This is a genomic window from Pseudoalteromonas sp. Ld20, assembly GCF_045064175.1.
GTDB lineage: Bacteria > Pseudomonadota > Gammaproteobacteria > Enterobacterales > Alteromonadaceae > Pseudoalteromonas > Pseudoalteromonas neustonica.
The window spans coordinates 136804-162799 of sequence record NZ_JBISHB010000038.1; the positions used below are offsets into that span (position 1 = coordinate 136804).

General features: G+C 39.3%; 21 protein-coding genes. 9 read left to right on the forward strand and 12 right to left on the reverse strand.

Annotated features, from left to right (window positions below; all coding sequences use genetic code 11):
• Nucleotides 1–117: 117 nt before the first annotated feature.
• Nucleotides 118–528: a hypothetical protein gene (locus tag ACJJVX_RS14330; RefSeq protein ID WP_405632010.1), complete on the forward strand. Its 411-nt coding sequence runs from the start codon at nt 118–120 to the stop codon at nt 526–528.
• Between the two features lie 29 nt (nt 529–557).
• Here ACJJVX_RS14330 and ccoG read toward each other — a convergent pair whose 3' ends face one another.
• Both ccoG and ACJJVX_RS14340 read right to left on the reverse strand, forming a co-directional pair.
• The gene (gene ccoG / locus ACJJVX_RS14335; protein ID WP_170174317.1) at nt 558–1940 is read right to left on the reverse strand and encodes a cytochrome c oxidase accessory protein CcoG; all 1383 of its coding nucleotides are present in this window, start codon (nt 1938–1940) and stop codon (nt 558–560) included.
• A 145-nt stretch (nt 1941–2085) separates the two neighbouring features.
• Nucleotides 2086–3504, reverse strand: a complete 1419-nt coding sequence (locus ACJJVX_RS14340) for a sigma-54 interaction domain-containing protein (protein WP_405632012.1) — start codon at nt 3502–3504, stop codon at nt 2086–2088.
• A 136-nt stretch (nt 3505–3640) separates the two neighbouring features.
• Here ACJJVX_RS14340 and ACJJVX_RS14345 point away from each other — a divergent pair, with 136 nt between their 5' ends.
• A complete protein-coding gene (locus tag ACJJVX_RS14345; protein ID WP_405632015.1) occupies nt 3641–4579 on the forward strand; it encodes an ABC transporter ATP-binding protein in 939 nt (312 codons plus the stop codon).
• Nucleotides 4576–5778: an ABC transporter permease gene (locus tag ACJJVX_RS14350; protein WP_405632018.1), complete on the forward strand. Its 1203-nt coding sequence runs from the start codon at nt 4576–4578 to the stop codon at nt 5776–5778. The genes ACJJVX_RS14345 and ACJJVX_RS14350 overlap by 4 nt, the downstream gene beginning before the upstream one ends.
• Before the next feature lie 120 nt (nt 5779–5898).
• On the opposite strand, the gene ACJJVX_RS14355 is transcribed toward ACJJVX_RS14350, so the two are convergent.
• Entirely contained in the window at nt 5899–6444 is a 546-nt protein-coding gene (locus ACJJVX_RS14355; RefSeq protein WP_054206537.1) for a TIGR00645 family protein, read from the reverse strand.
• A gap of 240 nt (nt 6445–6684) precedes the next feature.
• Between ACJJVX_RS14355 and ACJJVX_RS14360 the strand changes: the two genes are divergently transcribed.
• A complete protein-coding gene (locus ACJJVX_RS14360) occupies nt 6685–6927 on the forward strand; it encodes a hypothetical protein (protein WP_054206536.1) in 243 nt (80 codons plus the stop codon).
• A gap of 119 nt (nt 6928–7046) precedes the next feature.
• Here the strand turns inward: ACJJVX_RS14360 and topA are convergent, their stop codons facing one another.
• Entirely contained in the window at nt 7047–9767 is a 2721-nt protein-coding gene (topA, locus tag ACJJVX_RS14365; protein WP_054455679.1) for a type I DNA topoisomerase, read from the reverse strand.
• Nucleotides 9768–10025: 258 nt separating this feature from the next.
• On the reverse strand, nt 10026–13802 hold the full coding sequence (locus ACJJVX_RS14370; RefSeq protein ID WP_405632020.1) for a hypothetical protein: 3777 nt from the start codon (nt 13800–13802) through the stop codon (nt 10026–10028).
• Nucleotides 13803–14008: 206 nt separating this feature from the next.
• Here ACJJVX_RS14370 and ACJJVX_RS14375 point away from each other — a divergent pair, with 206 nt between their 5' ends.
• Nucleotides 14009–15340, forward strand: a complete 1332-nt coding sequence (locus ACJJVX_RS14375; RefSeq protein ID WP_054206533.1) for a dicarboxylate/amino acid:cation symporter — start codon at nt 14009–14011, stop codon at nt 15338–15340.
• A 58-nt stretch (nt 15341–15398) separates the two neighbouring features.
• Here ACJJVX_RS14375 and sohB read toward each other — a convergent pair whose 3' ends face one another.
• Both sohB and ACJJVX_RS14385 read right to left on the reverse strand, forming a co-directional pair.
• On the reverse strand, nt 15399–16418 hold the full coding sequence (sohB, locus tag ACJJVX_RS14380) for a protease SohB (protein WP_170174320.1): 1020 nt from the start codon (nt 16416–16418) through the stop codon (nt 15399–15401).
• A gap of 113 nt (nt 16419–16531) precedes the next feature.
• Complete coding sequence (locus ACJJVX_RS14385; RefSeq protein ID WP_054206531.1) at nt 16532–18961, reverse strand: VolA/Pla-1 family phospholipase; 2430 nt, start codon at nt 18959–18961, stop codon at nt 16532–16534.
• A 253-nt stretch (nt 18962–19214) separates the two neighbouring features.
• Here ACJJVX_RS14385 and ACJJVX_RS14390 point away from each other — a divergent pair, with 253 nt between their 5' ends.
• Entirely contained in the window at nt 19215–19958 is a 744-nt protein-coding gene (locus tag ACJJVX_RS14390) for a YciK family oxidoreductase (protein ID WP_054206530.1), read from the forward strand.
• Between the two features lie 165 nt (nt 19959–20123).
• On the opposite strand, the gene rluB is transcribed toward ACJJVX_RS14390, so the two are convergent.
• The 4 genes from rluB to ACJJVX_RS14410 form a co-directional block, all read right to left on the reverse strand.
• Entirely contained in the window at nt 20124–20993 is an 870-nt protein-coding gene (rluB, locus tag ACJJVX_RS14395) for a 23S rRNA pseudouridine(2605) synthase RluB (protein ID WP_054206529.1), read from the reverse strand.
• Entirely contained in the window at nt 20990–21580 is a 591-nt protein-coding gene (scpB, locus tag ACJJVX_RS14400) for an SMC-Scp complex subunit ScpB (RefSeq protein WP_054206528.1), read from the reverse strand. Before scpB ends, rluB begins: the two co-directional genes overlap by 4 nt.
• 143 nt (nt 21581–21723) lie before the next feature.
• Nucleotides 21724–22242, reverse strand: a complete 519-nt coding sequence (locus ACJJVX_RS14405) for an EF-hand domain-containing protein (RefSeq protein ID WP_405632025.1) — start codon at nt 22240–22242, stop codon at nt 21724–21726.
• 167 nt (nt 22243–22409) lie between these two features.
• Nucleotides 22410–22841, reverse strand: coding sequence for a hypothetical protein (locus tag ACJJVX_RS14410; protein ID WP_054206526.1), 432 nt, complete (start codon nt 22839–22841; stop codon nt 22410–22412).
• A gap of 249 nt (nt 22842–23090) precedes the next feature.
• Here ACJJVX_RS14410 and xthA point away from each other — a divergent pair, with 249 nt between their 5' ends.
• From xthA to rlmA, 3 genes are read left to right on the forward strand one after another with little or no spacing between them, the layout of a single operon-like run.
• Nucleotides 23091–23897: an exodeoxyribonuclease III gene (xthA, locus tag ACJJVX_RS14415; protein WP_054206525.1), complete on the forward strand. Its 807-nt coding sequence runs from the start codon at nt 23091–23093 to the stop codon at nt 23895–23897.
• Nucleotides 23898–23932: 35 nt separating this feature from the next.
• Nucleotides 23933–24580 carry an energy-coupling factor ABC transporter permease gene (locus ACJJVX_RS14420; protein ID WP_064435982.1) on the forward strand — a complete coding sequence of 216 codons (648 nt, stop codon included), beginning with the start codon at nt 23933–23935 and terminating at the stop codon, nt 24578–24580.
• Nucleotides 24577–25389 (forward strand): 23S rRNA (guanine(745)-N(1))-methyltransferase, encoded by an 813-nt coding sequence (gene rlmA, locus ACJJVX_RS14425; RefSeq protein ID WP_054206524.1) that lies wholly within the window; start codon nt 24577–24579, stop codon nt 25387–25389. Before ACJJVX_RS14420 ends, rlmA begins: the two co-directional genes overlap by 4 nt.
• On the opposite strand, the gene yfbV is transcribed toward rlmA, so the two are convergent.
• Complete coding sequence (gene yfbV / locus ACJJVX_RS14430) at nt 25370–25816, reverse strand: terminus macrodomain insulation protein YfbV (protein WP_169328292.1); 447 nt, start codon at nt 25814–25816, stop codon at nt 25370–25372. The genes rlmA and yfbV overlap by 20 nt on opposite strands.
• Nucleotides 25817–25996: the final 180 nt, after the last annotated feature.

Sequence of the window (25996 nt, forward strand, 5' to 3'; positions counted from 1 at the left end):
GCCTTGCCTAAATACCTAACATACGGCTGGAAAATCAATCACGAAAGGTCAACACGCCCTAGACTAAATTATATATTTGTTTAAAATTCACGCTCTTTTATTTTTACAAGGAAGTAAATGGAATTTAAAAACAAATACGGTAGAGTCGTTTTAGAACGTGATCACAGCATTATTATCGGACATTTTCACGGCAATATTAACGCAAACCTAGTCTGTCAATTTAGTAACAGCATTTTTGAACACATTAAACCTTTTGCAGGAAGACCTTGGGCGTATATCAGTAACTCATACACGGCATGTGCAGCAACGCCTGAGGCTGAGGAACAATTTACACATTTAGCAAAACAAATGATGCAGAGTAACTGTATTGCTAGCGCCTATATTTTAGGCTCGTCTTTAGTGGTTAATCAAATGCAACGTATTATGAATAATGCAGGCTTGATGATTGATATTAAAAGTCGTTTGTTTGCTGATTTATATCAGGCTAAAGAACATATAAATGAACAATTTAAGTTGCTAACGTGTTGATAAATCAACTACGTTAGCAATCCACATATTTAATTGCGGTAAAATAAGCTTGGTGTTGTAATGGTAATACTTGGATCTTCCTTCGCTGTAATTACAAACTCTAATTTAGTAACTTTTTTATCTACATCGTAGCCATCTGCAATTATAGTTACCGGCACACGTTTAAGTAAGCCTGGTTCAACGAGTATCAACGCAGGGCTTTGTAATTTTGCAATATCAAACCCTTTTAAATCAATTGTATAATGAAGTGGTTGCTGTGTTTTATTAATAATTGTTAGCGTGTATGGGTTTTCAACCAGTCCTTCATAGTTAACTCGGTATAAAGCGTTACGATCACGTAATACCGATGCTTCTATGGGGGTTCTTTGCGCTAACCATGCCACCATAGCAAGCGTTAACAGTGCAGTTAAAGCGCCGTAACCTATCAATTTTAACCTAAATGGATTTGTGTGTTTTCCTGCCATTTGTTGCTCGCTGGCGTATTTGATCAAACCTTTTTGATATCCGAATTTAGTCATCGTATCGTCGCAAGCGTCAATACATAAACCACAATTAATGCATTCATATTGCAAGCCATTTCGAATATCAATACCGGCTGGGCACACCTCTACACATAAGTTACAGTCAACACAATCTCCTAGGCCAACAGTTTTTGGGTCAACTTTACGTTTGCGCGGTCCACGGCTTTCACCACGCTCGTTATCATAAGTGACGACAAGTGTATCTTTGTCAAACATAACTGATTGAAAACGCGAATAAGGGCACGCAACTGTACACATTTTTTCACGTAAAAAGCCTGCATTACCATAGGTGCAAAATGCAAACAGAAAAACCCAAAAACTAGTAATACCTGACCATTCAAAAAAGAACATGTCAGCGTAAAGTGTTTTTGCTGGTATAAAGTAAGCCATAAATGACGTTGCTGTGAGCACTGAAATAACTAACCATGCGCTGTGTTTGGTTATTTTTTTACGTGTTTTAGTGATCCCCCAAGGCGCTTTATCAAGCTGAATTCGTTGATTTCGGCTGCCTTCAATTCGTTCTTCAACCCAAGAAAATAACAACATCCAAATAGTTTGCGGGCATGTGTAACCACACCAGACTCTTCCTAACCAATTAGTTACAAAAAACAACGCAAACGCTGCAACCATAAATAGCAGCGCTAATATCATAAAGTCTTGAGGTAAGAGCGTTAAACCAAAAATGGTAAACTTTTGTGTTGCTACATCGAATAAAACCGCCTGTTGCCCATTGTAAGGGATCCACGGAATAGCAATAAACGTGAGCATCAACAGCCAGCCAAGGTGGCGGCGAATACGTTGGAAAAACCCTTTTTGCTCACGAATATAAATTGGCCCTTCATTTTTGTAGGGCTTGATGATCATATCTTCTTCTTTAATATCAAACTTCATAATACTTACTTCATGGTGACGGTGACTAAGCAAGTATTTGCAACTTTCAGACCAAACTGAAACTTAATTTAAGCTCATGATATTATTGGTTTAAATTTAAATGGCTAGTTTTTAACTCGTTAAATAAAACGAAAAACGTTAAATATCACGAATCCCTTTCAATTCCCAATTTTCTCATTTTAGATCGTAACGTACTTTCATGTAGCCCAAGCTTAGTAGCTGCTCCGTGTGCACCTGATATCTTCCAATTTGATAGTTCAAGTACAGACACTATATGACTCTTTTGTGCCTCATCGAGGGTTAAGCTGATGTTAAATGCCGTGTTCGGTGTCATGCTCAAAGGTTGACTTAAATGTAAAATAGGCTGTTTGCTAAGAATAGCTTCACGTTCGAGTACATTTTGTAGCTCACGAATATTACCTGGCCAATCATAAGCTTGTAGCTGGCTAATAGCTTTTTTACTTAACCCCTTCAGTTGCTTACCAAGGCGTTTATTCAATTGCGCAATTAAGTTGGTACATAATAATGGAATATCTTCTTTGCGCTCTTTTAATGCAGGCACTTTAATTGGGAATACATTTAAACGATAATAAAGATCCATTCTAAACGCACCTTGCTGTACCATTTGCCAAAGATCGCGATTGGTTGCTGCGACAATGCGAATATCAACTTTAATTGTATGGCTAGAGCCTACCCGTTCGAATTCATGCTCTTGTAATACGCGCAGTAATTTACTTTGCGCTTCGGGCGGTAACTCCCCTATTTCGTCTAAAAATAAAGTCCCTTTATCTGCCAACTCAAATCGTCCTTTACGACGCTCATTTGCGCCTGTAAAAGCCCCTTTTTCATGTCCGAATAACTCTGATTCGAGCAAACTTGGTGTAAATGCTGCGCAGTTAACCTTTATAAACGACTGGTTTGAGCGTTCGCTGAGGCGATGTAAGTTACGAGCAACAAGCTCTTTACCAGTGCCATTTTCACCTAAAATCAGCACTGTACTAGTGGTTTGCGCTACAAGTTTAATTTGTTCAAGCATGTTTTGAAAAATATGACTGTGTCCAACTAATCCAGAATCTTGCCAATCTTCGTTAAGCTGTGCAATTAAGTAATTATTTTCGTCTTTAAGTTGCTCACTTAAATCTTTAACTTGGGTTAACGCTTGACGTAGCGCGTGTTCGGTTTGATGCTGCTTGGATACATCACGAAATATCGCGACCGCACCAATCAGTTGGTCATTTTTATAAACCGGTGTTGACGTGTATTCAACCGGAAAATTACTGCCATCTTTACGCCAAAAAACTTCATCCTTTACATGGCGGTGTTTACCATCAAACATGGTGCAATATATTTGGCATTCATCCGCGGGGTAAGGCCGCCCGTCAGCGTGGCTGTGATGATGATATTGATGTATTTTTTTCCCTAGTAGCTCAGCGGCTTGCCAGCCTGTCATTCTCTCTGCAGCTGGGTTTATAAACACGGCATTGCCACTGAGATCAAAACCATATATGCCTTCACCTACCGCATTGAGAAGTAATGTAGGATCATTTAAAAATTGCTTTATCATTGCACACCAAATTCGTGAAATATCGCGAGCATTATGGCAAATTTACATCTTTAGTTACATTAATTATTTAACAAATAATTACATCGGCCAGTACAAACATTTAAACTAGTTAAAACAACAAAAATAGAGGGATCATATGTCACTTCAGGTTCAACAACTTAACAAACACTATCACACAGTGACCGCGGTAAATAATTTATCCTTTGAGGTAAATCAAGGTGAAATATTTGCATTGTTAGGCCCTAACGGAGCCGGTAAATCATCGTTAGTAAAAATGCTCGTCGGATTTACACACGCTGATAGTGGCTGTATTAAATTAATTGATGGCTCTCAAAGCTATAGTCAAATCCCTGCCCACCTACTTGGCTATTTACCTGAGGATCGCGGTCTTTATCCTGAAAAAACACTCAAACAAAATTTACAATTTTTTGCAAGTCTCCATGGTGTATCAAATAATGACTTTAATAAACGCTGTGAATATTGGTTAGATAAATTTAGCTTATCATCACGTATTAATGATCCATTAAAGTCTCTTTCTAAAGGTAATCAGCAAAAAGTTCAGCTCATCAGCGCTATTTTACATGAGCCAAAATGGGTTATTTTAGATGAACCATTTTCTGGATTAGACCCTATCAATCAAGAGTTGGTGGTCGAATTTTTAGCGCAATTAAAGCAACAAGGTATGACCGTTATTTTAAGTGCGCATCAAATGGCGATGGTTGAAAAGCTTGCGGATCGGGTTTTATTACTCAACCAAGGCCAAAGCGTGTTATATGGTGATTTAACCAACATTTTAACCACGCAACAAGCAAGGGTTATAAAAGTACAGTTTGCTGAGCCGCTTGATGAATTTGCGGTAAATGAACTAAAAGATAAGTACAGTGTTGAACAAATAAAAGCACAACAATTGCAAATCACCCTTTTAGAAGAGCAATCACTGAACACTCTTTTGCCGTCGTTATTAGTACTCGGCGATATAGTTGAATTAAAAAATCAGGCCCAGTCATTACACAGCCTTTATCTAAATGCCGTCTCTGAGCATAATAAAAAGTTAAAGCAAGGAGCTCAACTATGAAAGCACAGTCATTAAAAAGCACCCAAATTTGGACCGTGGCAAAATGGGAGTTTTTGCACTTTTTTAAATTAAAACAAGAAATTATTTCAAAACTGATCATGCTTGTCATCGCTGGCGTTATTTATTTCTTTGCAGCAAATAATCAGCAACTTGAACAAAGTTACACTATCGCAACTGATACCGATTTCACTCTCAATGCGGGCAATAGCCAACAGAGCAACTTTAACTTTATACCCGTGAACGATCTTGATGATGTGATCAAAAACTTAAATGAAACTAAAGAGTATGATGCCGTTATTCGTTTTAACTCACCTGATGGGCGGGTCTCACTTATCACCGCAGAAAAAGCAAGCTGGCAATTACAACTAAGCAGTTTATTAAGCACAGAGCTACAGCATGCGCAATTTAATAAACTCAATTTAACTCAAGAGCAACAACTAGGTTTACGTACACAAGTACTTATAGAGCACCAGGTTTTAGATGAATTACTAAAAAACCAAGCAGATAAAAGTCAAACTTACACTGCGTTTGGTGTATTAATTTTGCTTTTTATAGCGATGTTTGGTGTGTTTGGCCAGCTTTTTGTGAGTATCACTGGTGAAAAACAGAACCGTGTTACAGAACAAATTATGGCAACCATGACACCGCAAACATGGATTGACGGTAAATTAACAGGGCAAATATTATTAGCCGTAAAAACAATGGTCGGCACTTTGCTATCCATTGTACTTTCAATGCTATTTTTTACTGTGGTGATAAAACAACAAGCGATTGATCTGCACTTTGTGAATTGGGCGTTGTTGCCATGGTTTTTTGCCTTTGCGATTGCTGGTCTTGCTATTTGCGCGGCCTTTATGGCGGCAATTGCCGCTGGGATAGACGATCCTAACCACAGTAGTAAAAGTGCATTAATGATGCTGCCTATTGCACCTATTGTAATCGCCTTTTTTGTAATGGACGCCCCGAATAGCATACTGACAGTGATATTAAGTTATTTACCAATCACTGCTTTTGCTGTTATGCCTGTACGTATGTCGCTAGTTGAGTTACCACTGTGGCAACCTTTGCTCTCACTCGTACTTAGCATTGGCTGTTTTTATTACTTGCGAATAGTTGCCGCTCGTATTTTCAAAATGGGGATGAATATGTACGGTAAAGAACCTAGTTTAAAAGCAATGTGGTCAGCCATTTTTAAATAATCTAAGGTCTAATTTATTTTAACTTTTTCTTTTTGATACTTTTCTTTTTGATATTTGCAGTACTCTACATAAGACCCTAGACAGGCTGTTAATAAGCAGCCTGTCTAACCATACTCTTCGTTAATGGCTATGAGTTTTACTATTTATATAGTCGGTCAGAGCAAACAATACACCTGAGACCACGAATGTCACATGTATTAATACCTTTAACATAAGTTGTTCGCTGGTGTAGGTTGACGAAATTATAAAAACTTTAAGGAGCTCAACAGCTGAAATAGCGACAATCGCACTGATTAATTTCATCTTCAAACCAGAAAAACCAACTTTCCCCATCCATGCAGGGCGGTCTTCATGGTTTTCAATATTTAACTTCGATACAAAGTTTTCATAACCACTAAAGGTAATGATCAATAGTAACCCCGCTAATAATGCCGTATCAACTAGGGTTAAAATACCCACTAACAATTCTTGGCTTGTTGCTGTGAATGTTGATACACCCATTAAATACAGTAATTTGAAAAATTTAATGAGCAATAAAATTACAGCAAAGAGTAAACCAACAAAAAATGGAGCCAATAACCAGCGGCCACGAAATATCAACGTTTCAAGAAGATGTTCAGCTTTACCTGCTTGGCGTGGAATTTTATTTGGGTTGGGATTATCCATAGTACTCATCAATTTATAAAAACCCGACTCTATCTGAGTTTCTACCTCGATACAAATACTTATCTACATCAGCAGCTGATTTTTGTGTTAGCTTTTTCATCCTAACGATAAAAATATTTCGTTATCTTTTATTCTCATTTAGTTTGAAAATCAACTTACCAACAGCATGCTGCTTGATTGGTTAACTCTTGTTTTTGAATGTTCAAAAACAATCGTCACTACATTTTTAGGATTAAACGAATGAAAAAAGCATTGCTAGCGCTTATGGTAGCGCCATTATTTGCGGTTTCTGCAACTTTTGCTGTTGCTGACGATGCTGTTGACGCTTCAGCCGAAACAATTAAAGAATACACAGAAATGTGTTTAAACTGGGCTAAAGACGACGATATCAGTAATGATGAGCTGAAACCATACGTTTTAAAATGCGTAAATGATGAACTTGAAGCAGAAGGCTATAACAAAGTCACTGATGTAAAAATTTAATCGTCACATTGCCATTGCACATTAATTTGACATAAAAAAACCGGAATCGGCACAAGGGGGTGCGTTCCGGTTTTTTTGCGTTTAACGAGTACTTGATTTGAACACTCGCTACATACATTTTACTCTGCGTCTTTTTTCACTTTAGCAGGTGCTTTTTTTGCAACCGCTTTTTTGGCGGCTGGTTTTTTAGCTGCTGCTTTCTTTTTAGGTGCGGCTTTTTTCTTTGCCTCTTCAACCCACTTTCCTGCGTTATAATGTGCAGTCCAGCCAGTTGCTTTACCTTCAACCTCAGTCATTACATACTGTTCTTTATTCTTTCTGCTATAGCGTACAACAGCTAAGTTACCATCTGGATCTTTTGCTGGTGCATCTGCTAGATAATAGAACTTAGGTGAAATACGATCTCTAAAACGATGTAACTCTTCGACCTTTGGTGCACGTGTTTCTCGCGATTTAGGGAACGTATTTGCCGCTAAGAAAATACCTGCAGCCCCATCTCGCAGTACAAAGTATGCTTCTGATTTTTCACATTCTAGCTCAGGCAGTTGTACGGGATCTTCTTTTGGTGGCGCAGCTTCTCCACTACGCAGTAATTTACGTGTGTTTTTACACTCGTCATTACTACAACCAAAATATTTTCCAAAACGTCCTGATTTAAGCTGCATATCAGATGAGCATTTATCGCACTCAATAATAGGCCCATCATAACCTTTAATTTTAAAGGTTCCCTGCTCGACTATATGCCCTTTACAACCTGGGTTATTACCACAAACATGCAATTTGCGTGTTTCATCAATCAGGTATGAATCCATTGCCGTTTCACAAATTGGGCAACGCTTCATTTGCATTAATGTTTCAGTTTCAACATCTTCAACATCTGCAGCGACCGCTTCATCACCCGACACTAAGTTCATAGTGGTCGTACAGCGTTCTTTTGGTGGTAAGTTATAACCTGTACACCCGAGGAAAACACCAGTAGATGCTGTGCGAATACCCATTTTTCTGCCGCACGTTGGGCAGTCAATATCGGTTTCGACCATTTCATTTTTACGCATTCCACCTTCATCTTCTTCGCCACTGGCTAAAGTCAGTTGGGTAGAAAAATCAGCATAAAACTTATCAAGTACTTGTGTCCAGATGCGCTCACCTTCAGCAATATCATCTAAACGACCTTCCATTTTCGCGGTAAAATCGAAGTTCATTAAGTCAGTAAAATTCTCAACTAAACGGTCAGTGACAATCTCACCCATTTTTTCTGCAAAAAAGCGGCGATTCTCAACTCGTACATATCCACGATCTTGAATCGTTGAAATAATTGACGCGTAAGTAGATGGACGACCAATGCCACGCTTTTCAAGCTCTTTAACTAGGCTCGCTTCACTAAAACGCGCTGGCGGCTTAGTAAAGTGTTGCTTAGGATCAAGCTCAACAAGGCTTAATACTTCACCTTCTTTAATCGCAGGTAATGATTGATCTTCTTCATTCTTTTTACGAATAGCAGGTTGCACTTTAGTCCAACCATCAAAGCGTAGTACGCGGCCTTTCGCTCTAAGCTGAAAATCATTCGCTGCAACGGTTAATGTTGTTAAGTCATATTCAGCAGGAACCATTTGGCAAGCAACAAATTGACGCCAAATTAATTCATAAAGCTTTTTGGCATCTGGGTCGACACCATCAAGGTGGCCTGATAATACACTCACGCTTGAAGGTCGGATAGCCTCATGCGCTTCTTGTGCATTGCCTTTAGAACTGTAATTTATTGCTTCTTTTGGTAAGTATTTATCACCAAATTGCTCAGTTACGTAATCACGGCACATTGCTACTGCATCTTTCGACAAATTCGTCGAATCGGTACGCATATAGGTGATATAACCTGCTTCATACAAACGCTGTGCAAGCATCATCGTCTTTTTAACGCCATAACCTAAGCGTGTGCTCGCAGCTTGTTGCATTGTTGAGGTAATGAGTGGTGCACTAGGACGACTCTTACTTGGCTTCTCTTCAACACTTACAACTTTATACTCAGCATTTTCTAGCGATGCAGTCGCAGCCATCGCCTGTGCTTCGCTAACTGGCTTAAACGCTTTATCACCTTGTTTAAATACTTCTAAACGTAATGCTGATTCGCTGTTTTTAACATCTGCATGAATATCCCAGAACTCTTCTGGGATAAATGCTTTAATTTCGCGTTCACGTTCAACCAGTAAACGTACCGCAACAGACTGAACACGTCCTGCTGATAAGCCTCTAGCAACTTTCTGCCACAACAATGGAGACACCATAAAACCAACTACACGGTCTAAAAATCGACGGGTCTGTTGGGCGTAGACCATGTCGGTGTTTAGCTCTCCAGGTGCCTCAAAGGCTGCCTGAATGGCATTTTTGGTTATTTCATTGAATACTACACGTTTATACTTCTCAGGCTCGCCGCCAATAATCTCTTGAAGGTGCCAAGCAATTGCTTCCCCTTCTCTATCCAAATCCGTTGCGAGATAGATTTGGTCAGCATTTTCAGCGAGCTTTTGTAATTCTTGAACAACTTTTTCTTTACCCGGTAATACTTCGTAATGTGGCTGCCAGCCTTTGTCAGGGTCAATCCCCATTCGAGCAACTAAGTTAGTATAATCACGCTGTTTTTTATACGCGGCCTTTTCTTCAGGCGCCATTTTGCGCACTTCCGCAGGTGTTTTTGTAGCTGCAGTTTTGGTTTTGCCAGAACCTGAGGTAGGAAGATCTCGTACATGCCCAATACTAGACTTGACGATAAAATCATTTCCTAAATATTTATTAATTGTTTTAGCCTTAGCAGGAGACTCTACAATTACTAGCGATTTGCCCATAGTTGCCTATTTCTAACCAAGTATTTAAAATGTGTTTTGCCCTTTTACAGGCGCGAATATTTATAGGTATATCTACAAACACCAATTGTTACAAGCTTTTAATACAAACTTTTCTGTTTTTAATGATTAATTAAGCAATTGTTGTGCTTAATTTAGGCAATTTGGTGTTTTTAACTATTTGCAGTGGAATATATAGAATAGAAACAAAAATGCCAACCTTATGGTTGGCATTTATTATTAAATCACATTACAAAACAATTAACCTAAGTCTAGAATTGGCAAACTTGCAATCGATTCAACCCCTTTCGGCGTGGTAAATTCTACCATTAAGAAGCCGCTTTTGCTTTTATTAGGCTCTGTTTCACGACTAATCGATAATGCAACACCATGTGCGCGTGTTGCGCTACTTTCTAACATTTCAAACCCATCTATACCACTGTATTTACCATTATTTGCACCAATGGTAACAGACGTTTTAGACGGTATCGGGTTGTTATAACGATCTGAGTAATACAATTCAAAAGACAATGCAGCCAATTCATTATTTTCGCTCGGCGATAAATCAATTGTACCAAGGTCACAATATGCTGTGTTTGCAGTAGGCTCTAAAGCAACGACTAAACCTGATGTGTCATCGCCCGCTTCACCATAAATTGAATTACAACTTTCAATATCTAGCGCTAATTGAACTGCATTAGAAGTTAAAATTGTATTGCCATTACCGTCTAGAATTGGATTTCCATCAGCATCTACTTCAACTGCGTTTAATGCATTAACAAACTGGTTTTGTAACTCTGTTTTTAAAACTACAAAACGGCTATATACAGCACTACCCGACATAACGATTACAAATGAATCACGTACATCGATTAAATCTTTTGTACATAAACTTTCAAATGTTGCTCCATCAGTAGGCGATGTTGCTTCTTCAGTGCACAATAAACCATTATATTTACCATCAGCAAGCGTGTGCATACCATTGAGGTCTATATCAAAACTCTCTTCTAGGTGTCCGCCGTTGGTATTTAATGGGCTACATGGATCGTTTACATCCCCTTCATTACAAAAACTTGCATCTTTAACAGTTTGTGCCGTAACAGGGTCATAAATAGCTGCTAGACCGTCGTAAATACCGTTTTCATTGTGATCGACAAATGCTTCTGGTAAATCATAGCCACTGTAATATTCGTTAGTATCGAAACGACCATTACCATTTATATCAATATATGATTCTTGACCTTTAGTTGTGGCAAGCACAGTAACTCGTCCGCCCAATGGCACGCCAAGTGGACTGGTTCTGTTATTTAAAATTCCGGCAACACAAGGCGCTGCAACACCAAAGTAAGGGTCGCAATTAATAGAACCTGTTTTAGGGTTAATTGAATTAATTCTATTGCCCCATTTAGCTTCGGTAAATGGCTTCGGATTTTGACTACGCCATTGTGCGTTGCATGCACCATCAGTTGTACGACACTCTAACTGCGGATTAAAACTTGTGCCATCAATTGTGCCTACAGCACCGCCTTCCGTTGTTAAATATACGGCAGTTCCATCAGGTACTGGATTATTAAAGTGATCAGCTAGATAAACTGAGATTTCATTAATATCTCCAATATAGTCAAGTGCTTCAATATTGATTGTATCAGCACCTGCGGTAAAGCTATTTCCATCTGGTAAACCTGAGCTAATGGAGACTAAATCAGAGACTGTGATTACTTGTTCATCAAGACTAAGTAAAGATAAATTACCAATTGGACATGATACATTTGGATCTCGGATATCAACAGCTTTAGCACATTCTTGAAAAACTTCTTGCCAACAAGTTACATTATCATTTTGATTTGCTGGAATTTGATCGCTTGGAATAAAGCAAGCTTGCACACGAACAGCCATTGGTACAAAGCCCGCATTGACCTGTACTCTTGCTAAGCCTTCAGCATCAGTAAATACACTAGTATGGGATAAGCTAATGCCGCCATTTGTTGAACTTAGCCTAAAGTCCATACGACTACTCGGTACTGCTTTCCCAATTTTATCTAGTAATTTAAAGGAAACTTCCGATGTCTCAGAGCGCCCTTGTCCGCCAGTCCCCTTAAGTGCAATTACAGATTGCGTAGCATCTATAAACTCAATAGATTCAACAGGAGCTGTCGATACAGGGATATTAATCGATTTAACTACTGCAGCCCCACCAGTAAGAACGGTTGCTGTCACGGTATCACCTTGCGCCGCATTACAGCCATCAGTTCTATATGTAGCTGTTGCAACACCACTGATACTCGTTGTTTTTTGATCCATTATAGATTTGCCAGCTTGCACACAACCCGATGTAAACTCTACATCTAATGGTGAAACTACACGAGCTCCATTGGCATCAAAAATATCAACAGTAATAACCGTTGTAGCCCCAGCAGCTAATGGCACAAATTCTCCCACAATTGGGTTGCCATCAACATCTAGCTTGTTATATAAGCCGTTATCAATCGTGATATTTAACTCTGCCGTTGCAATTTCAAAGGCTTTTTGACTAGTCGCAGATTTAGAGGTTGCAGTTATTTCTCCTGCGCCACTGTTTGCGCCTGGTTGAAGCTTTAATATTGCAAAGCCAAAGTTATCAGTAAGCGCCTTACCTGAATCTGGTAATAAACGACCTAAATCCGTCGTGACTTCTGTAATAATCCCTACAAAACCATCACCAGAACTTGTATCTGTCACTTTTACTAATATATCGACTAACTCATCAGACGAAAATTTATTAACAGCTTTACAACCAGAAGTTGCGTAGGTTGAATCCAATGATATCGTGTTTCTATTTGTATCCCACCCTTCAACACAACCTGATAATAATTTAATATCTACATTCGCGACTGCTTTATCAACTGATGCATCATCACCACTTGATACAAAGCCAATTGTTTTGGTGACCGTTCCATTATCTTCGGATTCATAGCTTGCAATAACCTGTCCGGCGCCTTTAAGAATACCACTGCTAAGAGTTACTTTTGCAACGCCCTCAGAGTTTGTTAGAGCAGTTCCCAATTCTGGGGTGATTTTACCCGTATATTTAGAAACAAACCTGATTAACTGCCCTGAAACCGGTACATCATCATCGGTTAATGTCGCTGATACTACGCCTTTGTTATCTTTGCTTACCGGGTTATTTTCCGAAAAAGGTTGGCCATTTTGATCAACTATTTTTAAAACCAATGCCACAGTGCCTATAACGCCCGTGTTATCGCCTTGGCCACCTGATGAGGTAAAAGCAAAAGTACCTTGATATGATACATTGCCAACAGAGTAATTTGCAGTAACAATACCAGCACCAGCGACTGAGCCTGCTGTGAGTTCTATTCTTGCAATACCATCAGAACCTGTTAATGCACTACCCGAAGTTGGATTTAATAAACCAATATCATCAGCTAAGCTAAACGTCACTCGCTGCCCACTCACCACTTCGCCTTCATTTAACAATGTAGCGCGTAGCTCTAGTGGTGCAATGTTCGTGACAGAATTTGATTTTGCCGCTGTTGATTTTGAAAAACCCTCTACTGTTAGAGTATATTTCTCTTCACTGTTATCATCGCCTTGACCACCTGATGAAGTAAAAGCAAATACACCTTGATGCGAGGTACTGTCTTCAATGTAAGTTGCTGTCACTTGGCCAGCTCCAACAATTGAACCGGATTCGAGCGCTATTTGCGCAACACCATCACCATCAGTCAAGGCACTGCCAGAAGTTGGTTTTAATGAGCCGATTCCATCAGCAAGACTAAAAGTTACACGTTTACCCGTAACAACTTCGCCATCTTTTAAAACGGTTGCACGCAAAAAAAGCGGTACATCTTTAGTTACTGAGTTTGATTGCTCATTCGTTGCTTGATTAAACCCTTGAACTGTAACGGTATAAGTTGGTGTGTCTGGTGTAGTTCCACCACCACCAAGATCACCACCATCCTTTTCAAGTGAACCACCTCCACCACAAGCCGTGATTAGAAAACTGAATAGCACAACACTGAGCCATCGCATTAAAGGCATTGACCTCTCCCTAGCGTTTGTTATTGATTATAAAATTCGAAATATTTACCCAATGTTAACCTATATTCAGATTTAAAATCACAACTTTTATTATTTTTTTGTTGTTTTTTTGATCCACACTTTTTTTTCATATTTATCGATTTTTTCTGTATAAAAATTTGCATGCTGGTAGGCTATGGAAAATTTATAACAAATAGATTATTACTATGTCGAAAATCCGTTCAATGAGTTTAACCACCCGCATCATGATTGGTATGTTGCTGGGGGTTGCTGTAGGCTTTATTTTTCAGGCTATCTTAGCTGGCGAAGACGATTATCTAATCCCTCTTGGGTTATTCTCTTTGCCAATTAAGGGCTTTTTTGTAGATGGTTTATTTCATATTGGTGGACAAATTTTTATAGCCAGTTTGAAGATGTTGGTCGTCCCCTTAGTATTTGTCTCTCTCGTTTGTGGAACATGCAGCTTAAGTGACCCTAAAAAACTAGGTCGCCTTGGCGGAAAATCTATCGGCCTTTATCTACTGACCACTGCAATTGCAATAACGGTTGCAATTAGCTTGGCTTTATTAGTAAACCCAGGTGAAGGAATAAACTTACCTTCAGAAGCGACTTACAGCGCAAAAGAAGCCCCTACACTCGCTCAAGTGATCATTGGTATGTTTCCAACCAACCCAATTGATGCCATGGCCAGCGGTAATATGCTACAGGTTATTGTGTTTGCATTGTTATTTGGTATTGCAATGGCGCTTAGCGGTTCGGCGGGTAAGCGAGTTGCAACTGTTTTTGAAGATCTAAACACTGTGATTTTAAAGTTGGTTACATTATTAATGAACGTCGCCCCGTATGGTGTATTTTGTTTAATGGCCAAGTTATTTACCACAATTGAGCTAAATTTAATCGTTAGCTTAGCTAAATACTTTGGTGTTGTGGTTGCAGCGCTTTTTATTCATGCATTTATAAACTACACATTATTATTAAAATTTTTAACGGGCCTAAACCCAATTATCTTTTTAAAGAAAATGAAACACGCGTGTTTATTTGCATTTAGTACATCGAGCTCAAGCGCTACGATGCCAATTACATTAGAGACAGCAACTAAGAAATTAGGAGCAAATAACTCTGTAGCCTCTTTTACCATCCCGTTAGGCGCCACCATAAACATGGACGGCACAGCCATTATGCAAGGTGTAGCGACTGTCTTTATTGCACAGGTATTTAGTGTTGATTTAACTATTTCTGATTACCTAATGGTTATTCTAACTGCAACTCTTGCATCTGTAGGTACCGCAGGCGTGCCAGGCGTTGGTTTGATAATGCTTGCAATGGTACTTAACCAAGTTGGCTTACCTGTTGAAGGTATCGCTATTATCATTGGTGTTGATAGATTACTTGATATGACACGTACAGCGGTCAATGTTACGGGTGATTGTATGGTGACGTGCGTAGTTGCTAAATCAGAAGGTCAATTAGATGAAAAGATCTTTAATGACCCTAACGCAGCTAAAGATTTAGAGGATTACCATAAATCAGCTGAATAATACTTTTACTTTCAACACTAAAAAACCCGCTTAACTGCGGGTTTTTTATTAGGTTAACCTACGGGTTTAAACTTTTAAAACGCGAGTAAATGGATACCCCCGCTTTATTAATACCCCCACTAAAGCCTATAGCAAGTTTATCACTGAGTGTCTTTTTAACTTTGTATCTTACTTTATAAATTTGACGCTCATCCTGATATTTTAATAAAGTATCATCACTTGTTTCAATCGTATCTACCAAGCCTTTATCAAGTGCTTGCGTTGCAAACCAATGTTCTCCGGTTGCAACAAGATCAATATCCAATGACGGGCGCTGCGAACTAACAAACTGCTTAAATAAGCCATGTGTTTGCTCTATTTCCTCTTTAAATTTATCGCGCGCTTTATCCGTATTTTCCCCAAACAAGGTCAATGTACGCTTAAATTCGCCTGCTGTTATTTGCTCAAAATCAACATCATTTTTCTTCAATATTTTATTAAAATTTGGGATCTGCGCAATCACACCAATAGATCCAACAATAGCAAAAGGTGCTGCAACTATCTCATCTGCAACACATGCCATCATATAACCGCCACTGGCTGCCACTTTATCTATTGCTACGGTTAAGTGTATGCCTTTATTTTTAAGACGTTGTAATTGCGATGCAGCCAAACCATAACCATGAACAACGCCACCACCACTTTCAAGGCGAATTAGCACTTTATCTTTAGTTGCATCTGCAATAGCAACGATTGCCGTGATTTCTTCACGCAAACTATCCACTTCATTAGCATCAACACTGCCATTAAAATCAATTACGTATAATCGAGGCTTGGTCTCTTCATTTGCAGCTGCTTTTTTAGCGTCGGCTTTTTGCGTTTTATGAAATGCTTTTAACGCTTTACCCGATAATGTGTGCTCTAAAAAGCTATGTTTTAAATCCTCTAATTGCTCTGATATATCCTCTATATCAATTTCGCCTTTTTTTACTTTGGGTTTTACTGCAGCCCCCACAAAAATTATTACCACAGCGGCAATTGCGATAACCAGGGTCACTGTTTTGGCAAGAAAAATGCCGTACTCATAAAGAAATTCCAATTCTATTCTCCAAATAAAAATTTGCATCAATTTAACCGAACTCGCGCTAACTTACCATTCAAACACAAAAAAGCCACTTTTCAGTGGCTTTTGGTTTACTTAACAACAAAAACTTAGTCAGTAACAATCTCTGTATTAGCAATTGATAACGCTCTTCCGCGTGTTGCTAAGTAAGATGCTATTTGTAACTGCATCTCGGTGGTTGTTGCTGCGCTGTCTTGTGCATTTGACCCTGCGCCTACATCTGGGGCTGGCGTCAATACTGAACCATGATGCCCTTTAGTAAACTTAACAACGTAGCTCATAGGTGCCTCAGTTAGTGGCTGCGACTGAGCGACCGTCGTTAAGCCCATTAGACGCGCTAAAGGAAGCGAACCTGCAATAGGGTTATTCACAGTCATCGGTGGAATTACTTGATCAGCTTTGTTAAGCGCGCCATCACCCACAACCACATTCATGTAAATAGGTGTGCCAAGCGCCGCAATGGAGCTTGCATAGTTTGTTGGATCACCACTATCTAGGGCTGTTTGTGAAGCAAATGCAAATTGCGTCATAACACCTTGTATATTTGCTATTTTAGTCGTTTCACCCGCTACCGTTAACGCAGCAGTAAATTCTTTGTATGCACATGAAGTAAATGCACGACTATAATCGGCTTCACCACAGTTTGAAATTGCAGGGCCTTGTGTGTACGCAGCAAATTCAGCAGACTCAGCAGTATCCGCTGAAAGTAACACAGAACCTTGTACAAATGGACCAAAGCTTGCGGACTCAAGCAAGAAGCTAGCGATACCGCCGCCGCCGCTTGCTAAAGCAACTGTGTTCACTTTAAATAAAGGATCTACTTGTGGTGCCAATGGTGTATTTGTTTGTGTAACAAATGCAGGCGCGACAATTGAGCCTAACGAGTGACCAATGTATGTTACATCTTGCGTGTTAAGAGATTCATCATTAACAAAGTTTAAGCCTAAACGTAAGCCCAATAAATCTGCCGCTGATTGTCTTAAGTTATCACGTGCTACAAGCAACGACTGTAGATTCATATACGCAAGCACAGAACCTGTGGTTGCATTAAAATCATCTTCACCATCGCCATCAACATCTATGCCACGCTCGCCATGCACTGGGTGGTCAATTGCTACTGTCGCAAAACCTTGTACAGCTAAGCTTGCAGTCAATGCTAGCATCGACTCTTTTTGTGTTGTAATACCGTGTTGTAAAATTACAACAGGCCAACCCTCAGCTGGCATTGTTAGTTCGCCCATCCCTATTTGTGCTCTAATCATATTAATAACGGGTAAAATAGGTTTAGTAACTTGCACTGGCACATCTGCCATACTCTGTACTTTAGGTATTGAGTTATATTTAGTTAAATGTTTAGTTGTATCTAAACCTAAATCACGTAAACGCCCTTCACTCAATGCAGCACATGTGCCGTCATTAACACTTATAGGTTCTGCTGGGAAAGCATCACCTGCAGCCGCTTTATATCCAAGTACAGCTACTGCACTATCACACATGCCTTGCCAATAGGTGTCTGCTAAATCAGTAATTGCAGTACCCGTTGGGGTTGATAAATACATAGGTAACATTACATTACCTTTTTGATATTGCACACCAGCAAAAGCAGGTGAAAGCCCTGTAATATTTTTCGCAGCAAACACTTGCTCAACGGTTAACATTGGTTGTTCTGGTACTTGTACTGCAGGCCTTGGCAACGCTTGGTTTTGTAAACTAGCAGCCAAAAGAGACTTAATAGTGCTAAGAACAGGCCCTACTGATTGAATCGTCATAGCAGCAGAGTAAATAATATCATCTTTACTAATTGCACCGCCTGAAGTAACAACATTTTCGTAACTATTAACTGCACCTTGCAAGGCAAGTTGAGACGGTGTAATTAAGGGTGTTTCTTGTTTTACTAAACCATACGTTGATGAAGGCTTAATTGAACGCCCTTCTGAATCCTTTAAACTGGTCGTTAAAACGTTAATGTAAGAGCTACCGGCTTTAAATGGTTTAAGTGGAATAATGGCAACTGCATCACCACTGCCTTTAGTTACAAAATCAACACCAAAGGTAAGTTCACCTACTAGCTTACATGCTGCGCCAGCAGGTGCCACAGAGCACTGTGCATCGGTAAGACTTGCGCCCATAATAACTTCAAATATCCGCACAGCACCAGGAGTTCCGGCTGAGGTTGCATCAAGACTAATACTTGGTGGAAATGCTAAGTCGATTTTAAATGGTACTTGGCTTGACCAGCCATCCAGTGCGCCTAATGCCATTGATGGATTTGCATAGGCAGCTCTGCTAATAGATACGCCATTGGCATCTAGCTCACCTGGAATATTCAGCGTACCATCTTTAGTGCCGCTCATTAATAAGTCATTGGGGACTGAAATCACCCCATTGGCAGGGTCAAATTTCACTGTAGCAGCGGGGATCACTGCTGGAGTCTCTTTTTTAACGTCTTCTAATGTTTCACCGCCGCCGCAACCAGCTAAAGCAGCTGTAATTGCAAGTGAGAGTAGCATTTTTTTCATGTTGTTTGCTCCGCACAAAATCTTATTTTTATAGTGTGTTCAAATAAATAAGTGTAGTTAATGTTTTACTAAATTCTTAAACGTGATAGATAAATATTAGTTAAAATAATGTAATTAGGTTATTAACAAGACATTAGACCAGTTAAAGTTAACGTAAAGTTTCAAATTTCGCCACCTTATTTTACAATAAATTCGATAACTTGGTGTTTTGCTATGTTAAAATCATTGAAATAAATTCTTTTGGACCTTTCTTATGCAAACTTACAAAGCGGCTGAAAATGCCCTGCAAGACAAAGTGATCTTAATTACTGGTGCCGGCGATGGCATCGGCCGAGTTGCTGCACTTACTTATGCAAAGCATGGCGCAACAGTGATTCTTTTAGGTAAAACCACCAGCAAGCTTGAAGCCGTTTATGATGAAATCATCGCATTAAGTGGTCCAAAGCCTGCAATTGTACCGATGGATTTAAAAGGTGCAACAAAACAAAACTTTAGAGACTTAGGTGTCACGATAGAGCAGCAGTTTGGTAAACTTGATGGCTTACTTAATAATGCCGGTATTATTGGTTCATTAGGGCCACTTGAGCATTTTTGTTCATCAACGTTTGACAACATCATGAAAGTTAATGTCACGGCTCAAGCAATGATCACTAAATACATGTTCCCAGTACTGAGAAAATCACCAAGTGCATCGATTATCTTTACTTCATCTGGTGTTGGCCGCCAAGGCCGTGAATTTTGGGGTGCATACGCAATCTCTAAATTTGCTGTTGAAGGTATGATGCAAACGTGGGCGTGTGAAGTAGGTAAAACCAATATTCGTATTAACTGTATCAATCCAGGTGCTACTCATACTGCAATGCGTGCTAGTGTCTATCCGGGCGAAGACAGAGATAAACTGGCATGCCCTGAAGACTTAATGCCAACGTACTTATATTTAATGAGTGATGATTCAAAAGACGTGAATGGCCAATCATTAGACGCACAAGCTAAGTAATACCAATCAACTTAAATATTTAACTATTCTAGCGAGTTAAATAAAGCGCTAACTGCGTTATAAATGGTCAGTAACTTAATACGATTGGTATAACCTAAACTTCGGACAATAGTCCCGATCGAAAAAGCCGCTATTTAAGCGGCTTTTTTAATGCTAACAAAACAATTAGCGACGTTTTGTCTGCTTAACACGATTATTATGTTTTTTAACCGCTTTACGAATTTGGTTGATTTTGGCGCGCTTATCTTTACGCTTTTCTGGCATAACTGACAATTTAGTCTGCGTTTCACGGCCCAGTTTTACCGTTTTACGTAAGTAATTGACTGTTTCTAAATCTAATTCAGCCCAACCACCTTGTGGTAAGCGTTTATCGAGCTCTAGCTTGCCGTAACGAATACGAATAAGACGAGATACTTCGACATCTTGTGATTGCCATAAACGACGCACTTCACGGTTACGCCCTTCAGTTAACGTAACATTAAACCAACGGTTAATACCTTCACCGCCCAGCGGTTTTATATTAAGGAATTTAGCCATACCATCTTCAAGTTCAACACCTCTGGTTAGGTTTTTTACTGTTTCAGCTGTTACCTCACCAAATACACGTGCCGAATATTCACGCTCAACTTCATAACTTGGGTGCATTAGGCGATTCGCTAATTCACCGTCGTTGGTGAATAACATTAAACCCGCCGTGTTTATATCTAAGCGGCCCACAGCAATCCAACGTTCGCCATCAACACGTGGGAGACGATCAAATACTGTTCTGCGTCCTTCTGGATCTTTACGTGTACACAATTCGCCCTCAGGCTTGTTATACATAATAACACGGCAAATTCGTTCTGCTTTTTCTTCAATTTTAACAGTGTGGCCGTCAACACGGATCAAATCGGTTTCTTCTACGCGATCGCCTAACTTTGCCACTTTGCCATTTACACTCACGCGATTTGCATCAATGTATTTTTCCATTTCACGACGAGAGCCAACACCTGCTCTTGCCAATACTTTTTGTAACTTTTCACCTTGTATACTCATTCGGATAGTTCTCTCACAGAAGGATCACTCAATAGCTGGTCGATTTTGCTTTGTTGCTGCTTAGGCAACGGAGGTAAGCTATCTAAACCCGCTAACGAAAAATAATCTAAAAATTGTTTAGTTGTTGCATATAAAGCGGGCCGCCCCGGTACTTCTTTATGCCCAACGACTTTAATCCACTCACGCTCGAGCAGATTTTTAATAATTCCCGAGCCAACAGTCACACCTCGTACTTGCTCAATCTCGCCCCGAGTGATCGGTTGTCGATATGCAATAAGTGAAAGGGTTTCTAATAATGCTCGAGAGTATTTTGGTGCACGCTCTTGCCACAGGTTACTTAACCACGGACCTAGACTCGCACACGCTTGAAATCGAAAACCACTCCCAACTTCTACCAAACGAATTCCGCGTGTTTGATAATGCAGCTGTATTTGTTCTACAGCGTGAGTGATCCGTGCCATTGAAATATTTAAATCAATTAACACCGTGTCTTTTATATGCCGTTTAGTGAGGGGTTTTCCAGCAACAAATATCGCCGCTTCAATGATCTCAACAAGTTGCTCATCACTAATTCGCCGACCCGCCATACCTACCCTTTATCTAATAAGCTTATGTAACGCATTATTATGACAGATCTAACTGAAACTAGGAAAAACAATCGTTAAAAATACATAAAAAATGCCAATAACGAAGCTATTGGCATTGGTATGATTTAATAAGCGTAAATAAATTAACTATTTTTGATCATTTCAAGTGCTTCATCTTCAGCAACATCGCTACCATAAGTTTGAATATAACCTATAAACTCTTGCTGACTTATACGTTTGTCTTGGTTTGTATCCATATAACCGAAGTGTTTTGCTATGTCATCATCGTTTGCTTCACTGATAGAGATAAAACCATTACGGTCATTATCTAAAGAACTAAAATCGTTTTCAATCGGATCAAATTTGGCAATGTCGGCTTTAAAAGCAGAGTCAGCAACCTCTGTATCGCTGGCAACTTTACCGGTATTGAGTTGCATATAACTATTAAATTCTTTACGGCTGATCTGCTCGTCCATATTTGTATCAATGTTTGAGAAATGTTCCCAAATATTGTCATCATCAGCCTCTACTTTTGAGATGTAGCCATCATCGTCATTATCTAAACTACCAAAATTACTGTCGATTTTTGGCATTGAAGATGTCGAACATGCTGATAAGCTCAGAGCAGCTAAAATAGTAGATGCTAAAGTTAACTTTTTCATAAGAAATTTCCTTGTAATTGATTAATTTCAATCAAATACAAACAAGTTAAATGCCAACTTTAAAAACCTTAAAAATCAATAAATTAATGAAACGCAGGTCATTCACCAACCTGCCTCACTGCAACCATTTCATACAAGCATGTAAAAATTGCATGCATTGCAAATACTTAAATTGCGGCGTTTTGATAACGCTTCACAAAATCTGTTACTACTTCACCATTACATTTTAGTGAATTTAAGTTACCAATTTTTTCTTTAACGGGTGCAAGTCCTTGCTTTAAAGCTGTAATGCATAACTGAGTTTCTTGCTGTGTATTTTTAGCAAACACCTCGATCACTCTCGCTTGTTGAGCATTATCATTGATTTTTTTTGCAATGTTACGAATATCGTCACCATTGCACAAAATGCTTTTTGAAAAACGAGATAGGTTTACACCATGTTGCGCTGCCACTTTTCTGGCTGCAGAAAAACCTTCATTAGCACTAATAGAGCATAACTTAGACTCAATTTTATGATCCGCTGAAACATACTGCGCCGCGCTGACTGAATGTGAGAAAGAAACAGTTGCTACGAACAATGCTAAAAGTTGTTTTTTCATGATGTACCTTTAAAATGAATAAATAATGAACGGGTGGTTTGCGCGCATTATATATACACAAACATACAAATCAACTGGATTATATATTTAATTTTTTATTTAATATGGTATTAACAACGCTTAATGCTTGGTCATCATTTGTTCAACAAAACAGCAGTTCATTTTTATTAATAACCGCATGTGCCATCCGCTATTTGATGATAGAATTTAGCCCTCATCTAAAAAAAGATAATTATTTAGGGCCATCTTATGAAAGTTATTTCATTTAACATTAACGGGCTGCGCGCTCGCCTACACCAATTACAAGCAATTATTGATAAACATCAACCTGACATTATTGGTTTGCAGGAAATTAAAGTTCATGATGAAGCCTTTCCGTTAGAAGACGTGCAAAAAATGGGTTACCACGTTTATTTTCATGGTCAAAAAGCCCATTACGGGGTTGCTATGTTGTGTAAAGCAGAGCCTAAATCTGTATTTAAAGGGTTTGCAACTGACACTGATGAATCGCAAAAACGGATGATTAGCGTCACCGTTAGCCAAGAAAATGGCCGTGACTTAACCGTTATGAATGGCTACTTTCCACAAGGCGACAACATTGCACATGAAACTAAATTTCCGTACAAACGCCAATTTTATCAAGACTTAATGACCCACCTTGATACAAACCACAACAGTGATGAAGACGTCATTGTTATGGGTGATATCAATATTTCTCCAACCGAGTTAGATATTGGAATTGGCGAGCCAAATCGTAAACGTTGGCTAAAAACAGGCAAATGTTCCTTCCAGCCAGAAGAGCGTCAATGGCTTGCAACGTTACTTGATTGGGGCTTCAAAGACACGTTCCGTGAACTTCATCCTGACACTGTTGAGCAATATTCATGGTTTGATTACCGTTCAAAAGGGTTTGATGATAACCGAGGATTGAGAATTGATGTTGTTTTAGCAACCTCGGATTTAGCTGCGCGCTGTATCGATGCTGGTATTGATTACGAATTACGAGGCATTGAAAAGCCCTCAGATCACGCACCTATTTGGTCAACGTTTAGCTAGCACATAACTAAATGACTGAACTAAAAATAATGCCAATAATAAGCCTCGAATTGCAATCTATTGCGTGGTTTATTGTTGGCTGCCTTTTTTTACTCAGCGTCAATAAAACGCAATATACCGCATTGATGACAACACCTGCGCGTCAAACTGGTTTATTTGCTTGTACAGTCGTAATGGCATTACTGTGGCGTATTAAAGCAGGCATATTACCGGGCCTTGAATTACATATACTCGGTGTCACTGCTATCACGCTTATCTTGGGCTGGCGCCAAGCTATACTGAGTGCTTCGCTTGCTACTTTGCTATTAGTGGCTTTTAAGCAAATCACTGTTACTCAATTACCCATACATTTATTACTCAGTGCCTATTTACCAATATTATTGAGCTATGCTTTTTTTATTCTATGTTATAGCCTTCTACCTCGGCATTTTTTCGTCTACGTATTTGTCTGTGCGTTTATCTGTGCAGCAATTATCGCGTGCTTAAAAATACTCTCTATTAGTCTTTTTTACTATTTCACGCTCAGCTATAACTGGTTTGAATTAACTGAAAACTACCTGTATTTATGTGCCATAATTTGGTTTCCTGAAGCGATGCTAAATGGCATGGCTATTACGTTACTGATCACCTATCGCCCCCAGTGGGTAAAAACTTTTTATGATAAGGATTATTTAGACTCATGAGTCTCAATTATCAATGCCCGCTGTGCCAACACGCCCTTGAGTTGAACGCAAACACGCTTAAATGCACTAACAACCACAGTTTTGATTTCGCCAAAGAAGGTTATGTAAACCTACTACCCGTTCAACAAAAAAACTCAAAGCAACCTGGCGATAACCTAGATATGGTGCAAGCAAGACGCGATTTTTTAAACACGCAGCATTATCAGTTTTTACAATCAACTATTGCAGACCACGTCCATACCCTTGTTCCAAAAACAGTCATAGATTTAGGCTGCGGAGAGGGTTTTTATACCCAAGCAATTGCTAACGCCTGTAATATTGAAGTGTATGGTGTAGATATTTCAAAATCAGCCATCAAATACGCGGCCAAACGTTATAAACACTGTAATTTTAGCGTTGCATCAATTAGCCAAGCGCCCTTCGCTGATGATTCGGCTGATGTGCTAGTCAGTATTTTTGCGCCTTTATTTGATACTGAATTAGCGCGTTTAGCAAAACCAGGAGCAGCACTTATTGTTGCAAGTCCAGGTCCTTGGCACTTAAAAGAATTAAAAAACAAGATTTACCGTGAAGTAAATGCACATACGCCAATTGACATACCTGAAGGGTTTGAACTCGTCGAGCAACGTTTACTAGATCAACAAATTGCTTTGCCGTTTAAAGATGTAAAAAATCTAATTACAATGACGCCTTTCGCATGGAAATTTAGACCAGAGCATTGGCTGGAGCTAGAACAACAAGGCGAGCAAATTGTCACCTTATCGTTTTATGTAAGCCAATTTAAGCGCCTTACAGATTCTCTTTCGTAAAGGCACGATCCATTTTTTCAAACATATCGTTGAGCAAACGCGCCAAATCAGCGTATTTTGGATTTTTGCTATTGACCTGGCCTTGGTAGCCATTTGCTACCATTTTCCCATGTAGTTCTTTATACCAATGCATCATCGCGGGTTCAAGTTGAGTTTGAGCCCGTTTTCCTAGCCATAGCAGGCCTTGAAAAGGTAAAGACAGAAAAAATAATGCCATTGCAATTGCTTGAGGCAAAAAATCACTGCCTAAATAATTCAACTGCATAAACAACGTAAGCATAGCGATAATTGGCATTACCGTAATCGCAAGATCGGTAGCTTTTATTACTTTAAATTCGATAAATAGCGGCGCCAGCTCTCTGCGAAGAGGCCATTTTTTTGCATATTCACGACCAGTTTGAACTTGTGACATCACACTCTTTTGCATCATGGCTCCTAGGTATCGCTGGTTTATCAAAAAATATTTACTGTTTGAGTGTACCACACTCGCGGTAACATTCCTGTGTAAAATCCATTCCACCTTTTTACCTTAAAACTTGTTTTTGATCATGCTTATCACTAACGTTAAAACAATAAATGAGGTAAAATATTCATGCATTAAGTCAAT